At 37.5% G+C, this 3981-nt stretch carries 3 protein-coding genes and 1 pseudogene; 3 read left to right on the top strand and 1 reads right to left on the bottom strand.

The genetic code is table 11. The features are described from left to right. Positions 1-108 (top strand): annotated as a pseudogene (locus HCUR_RS02455) (IS5/IS1182 family transposase); the annotation flags it as partial. A 285-nt stretch (positions 109-393) separates the two neighbouring features. Here HCUR_RS02455 and HCUR_RS10115 read toward each other — a convergent pair. Next, on the bottom strand, positions 394-534 hold the full coding sequence (locus tag HCUR_RS10115) for a transposase (protein ID WP_104206590.1): 141 nt from the start codon (positions 532-534) through the stop codon (positions 394-396). A gap of 769 nt (positions 535-1303) precedes the next feature. Here HCUR_RS10115 and HCUR_RS02445 point away from each other — a divergent pair. Together HCUR_RS02445 and rsfS are read left to right on the top strand one after the other, a co-directional pair. Further along, entirely contained in the window at positions 1304-2743 is a 1440-nt protein-coding gene (locus HCUR_RS02445; RefSeq protein WP_129591857.1) for a peptidylprolyl isomerase, read from the top strand. 3 nt (positions 2744-2746) lie between these two features. Next, positions 2747-3100 carry a ribosome silencing factor gene (gene rsfS, locus HCUR_RS02440; protein WP_104206588.1) on the top strand — a complete coding sequence of 118 codons (354 nt, stop codon included), beginning with the start codon at positions 2747-2749 and terminating at the stop codon, positions 3098-3100. Positions 3101-3981 lie beyond the last annotated feature (881 nt).

Raw genomic sequence — 3981 nt, 5'->3', positions numbered from 1 at the left:
ATGATTAAACGGTTCAAAATCATATCTGATCAATACAGAAATAGACGTAAACGATTTGGACTCAGATTCAATCTAATAGCAGCTATTTACACCATGGAGTTATCCTGACATCTCGTTATGCAGGCGGTCTATTGTTCACCCTTCAAGGCATTCCCTATTATTTTTCTTTTTTCAAATATTTATTGTTATGAGGGGGCCCTGCCATGCACTAGATTGCTTTTTGTATTCACAACACTATGGTATTTAGGTTCCTTTTTTTCCTCCGTCAATGCCTTGTTGTTCACAAGCCTCGGTAGTTTTGACACTGTGTGAATCAATCATGCTATAGCTCGGGTGTTCACTTTCACTAGCCTTGATCCACCTTATATTGACAAGCGCACTCAGTACTTTTTCTCATATTTCTTTAATTTTGCATCTTCGATAAAACGAATGTAGCGTGGAGTATGGCGGAAAAGCTGTAGGAAGCATTCGCCATGGGCAGCCGCTCTTTATTATGTAAAATACTCGATTAATTCTATTACCTACTTGTCCCATTCAAAATGACTCTTAATGAGCGCTTATTCATGATCTCTTAAATCCCTTGGATCACGCGTTCTTATTACCTCCAAGCTTCCCTATACTCCCTCCTTTTATCCATGAATACAGGTTCTAAATACAGAGAATTTTTCGGATGAAAAAGCCTATGATAGGAATAATATAGTGAATCAAGTAGCTAAAATGATATAATTTTCGTGATTCCAGTACGGAAAAACTCTAGCTTCTTTAATACTACTGTGGCATATCTTTTTACTTATGGTAAACTCAGTCCCAATATCTTCTAATTTTAGTCTGCTCACGATCTTTGACAAATCATTCTATCTTTGAATAGTCCAGTCTACGTTTACATTCTAAACGTTCTCTAGCATACTAATTTTTTTCGTATATCGATTATGTCATCTAATTACTGTATTCCTATGTCCTTCAAACATTTCTGATGCTTTATTTCGTGTTTTTTCTTAACTCGTTACTCTATGGGCTTGTGTACATTGTTCCTTTTATCTTAAATTGAAGATGATTGACTATATTCCTAGCGCTGCTTTGCTATAAGTACGGATACCTTTTTTTATTTTAAAAATTTAGAACTTACATTCTGTGAACAATGATCTATAGTAATTTTTCCTGTTTTTAGACGGATAAGCACCTAACGTGTTTCCAAACTTCGTTTTTTTCTGCACTCACTCTAGAAAGACTGTATAGTATTGTATTCCTTGTGTAAGACTATTTTTATGAGGTGGAAGAGTTGATTTCATCTAAGGAACGCTATATGCTAATGAAAAATGAGTATGAGTACACTTTTATAATGTTCAAAGCAAAAAATTCTCCTTTTGTCATTGGGCTGTTTGTTTTGCTAGCGATTGCTTTGAGTATGGGATCTCCCTTTATAAGAGTTTCTGATTTATGGGAGAGTGCTGTCATAACTGTGGGAAAAACAAAAATTTATGAAGAAGAATTTCGAAAACTGTTTTCCCAAAAAGTTCGGGCTATTGGAGTATTGAAAGCGTCTGGTAGTCTCAACTCTCTTCATAATGAGACTCAGTACATTTTAGAGGAAATTGTAAAAGATGTGGCATTAAGAGAAGAAATTAGAACATTAGACCTTCATGTTTCTGATCAATACATAAAACGGTTGATTACGCGTTATCCTGAATTTCAGGATGGAAATAACCAATTTTCGGAGCGAAAATTTAGGGAAACCTTAAAAAATTTGTCTTTAGGATTAAAAGAGTTTTTTCGTATTGAAAAGGAGCGAATTTCAAAGCAAAGATTACAGCGCGCGTTATTGTCCCAGGTTCATACCCCTCCTATCCTAAAAAGTTATGTGGGTAAGGCGGTAACACAGAGGAGAAAGATACGTTGGAAAGAGTATCAGGCTTCTAGTTTTGAAGAAATTCCTGGACATCCTACAGTAGAGGAGTTGAGGGAATTTTACCAAAAAAAGGAAAAAATTAAAGCGCCTTCTTGTAAACGTGTTGTTTTTTTGAGGATTCCTCCACACCCTAAAAGTGATCAAGATATGGTTAAAGTAGAAGAAGAACTGAGCGCAGGAGAATCTCTCGAAATGATTGGAAAAAAATTAGATCTTCAATACAAACTGTTGACTGTTCGACGATTAAAAGATTTGGATGCACTCATGTCTGACAAGAAGACTCAGAACCTAAAAGAGTTAGCCTACCAAAAAATAGTTCGTATGGAACCAGGGAACGATCCAGAAATTTTACAAGGTGCTCAGGGAACTTACCTTATCCAGGTGCAGCGCATCGAACCAGAGCGCTTACTCAGTTTTGAAGAGGCAAAACCTTTATTAAAAACGCGTTGGCTTAAGATAGCTCGAAGAAAATTGGCAAAAGTTCAAGCCCTTAAAGATCAAAATAAGTCAAAGATAAACTTTATGAAAAGCGGTTATATTACTTGGCTTTCAGATCATAAAAACGTGCCTGAGATTGTCTGGAATGCAGGGTTTAAAATGGCTCCTCGCGAGTTTCGTACTCTAGAAGATCGTGATTCCATTTGGTCGGTGTACTTAGAAGAAATAGAAGAAATGTACAAAACTTCGGAGCAACTTCAAGAAATTGAACTTTTACTTCAAGAGGAATGGAAAACCAAGGCTTGGTACAGTTATATTCAGGGACTTGTGAAGCAATTTCAGGTAGAGATCGATTTTGATCGTATTCGGAAGATTTTAAGAAGTCGAAAGAAGGAGTAAAACATGACTACTGTTTTGAAAGAGATTTATGAAATCATGGAAAGCAAACAAACAGATCACATTGTTTCCATTAATGTTATAGATCGATGCGTATTCACTGATTTTTTTGTGATAGGGCAATGTCGTACATCGCGGCACCTCATTACAGTATGCGATGCTCTGACGGGATGGGCCAAGATGCACAAGCATCCCATTCGGATTCAAGGGCGAAGTGAGGATACTACTTGGATTGTTTTGGATCTTGGTTCTGTTTTTGTTCACTTGTTTTTGGAAGATACGCGCAAAATTTTTAATCTTGAATCGTTATGGGAAGGATCGACGCATACACTTCAGCTGTCAAGCAACAATGTATCTTAGGAGTCACAACTGTCTTCTCACTGTAACATCAATTCAAGTTCCTACAATAATCAATAAATTGCTCTTTATTGCGCACAGTACATGTCCGGTATATCCATAAATAAATTATTTTGGATAATTGTTTGAAGCTTTTGGGTACCCCATTTCTAGCCCGAGATGAGCTTTGGGGTGGCTTGGCCAAGGGGGACGGCCGAAAATTTATCAATACGGTTTTTGAACTTTGAGAACGGATGCTCTTTGGCGGGATTTTTCGCCCTATTACGGCGCGTGAAGCAACACTTATCACCGATTTTTTTCTGAAAAGACAAGAGAGTCTGCGAAAATTTTTTTGAAAACCCATTGTTCGTCCTGATTTTCCCTAGCTTATGATGGATGCCCGCTGCATCAAAGTACATCTTCACGTGGGAAAATTCAAGAAATCAGTCGTGTAAAAGGGAGCTCATAAGAGACATCTCGCCGTGGATGCCTTGGGAATTTCAGTGCGAATGGGTCTCACAAAAGGTATCCCAGATGATCTCAGGGGCACGCTCCAAAACGCATCGAAAGTCTAAATGAAGAGCATTTTTGGGCTGACAAGACTTGTGATAGCACTGATATCATGAATCACGCGGCTAAAACAGTATGATTTTCGGTGATTGCAGCGCGACGAAAATCTTTATAAAGTATATCACTTGGGTGAAAATATTCTCTGTACAGGACAAAAGTTTATCTCCCTGTAAATACCCGCTCAATTACAGTGTTTTGATTAAAAATTGACGCAATATCATTCACGAAATTGTTAACCGAACGATCAATTTTAAAAAATAATTCCCGCAGCAGATCCAAGCCAACGCGTAACACGCTTTTTTCCAAACGACCATGCTTTTTCTTTTTGATAGGGG

It is taken from the genome of Holospora curviuscula (genome assembly GCF_002930195.1).
Lineage (GTDB): Bacteria > Pseudomonadota > Alphaproteobacteria > Holosporales > Holosporaceae > Holospora > Holospora curviuscula.
This window is presented reverse-complemented; position numbering and strand designations above follow the sequence as displayed.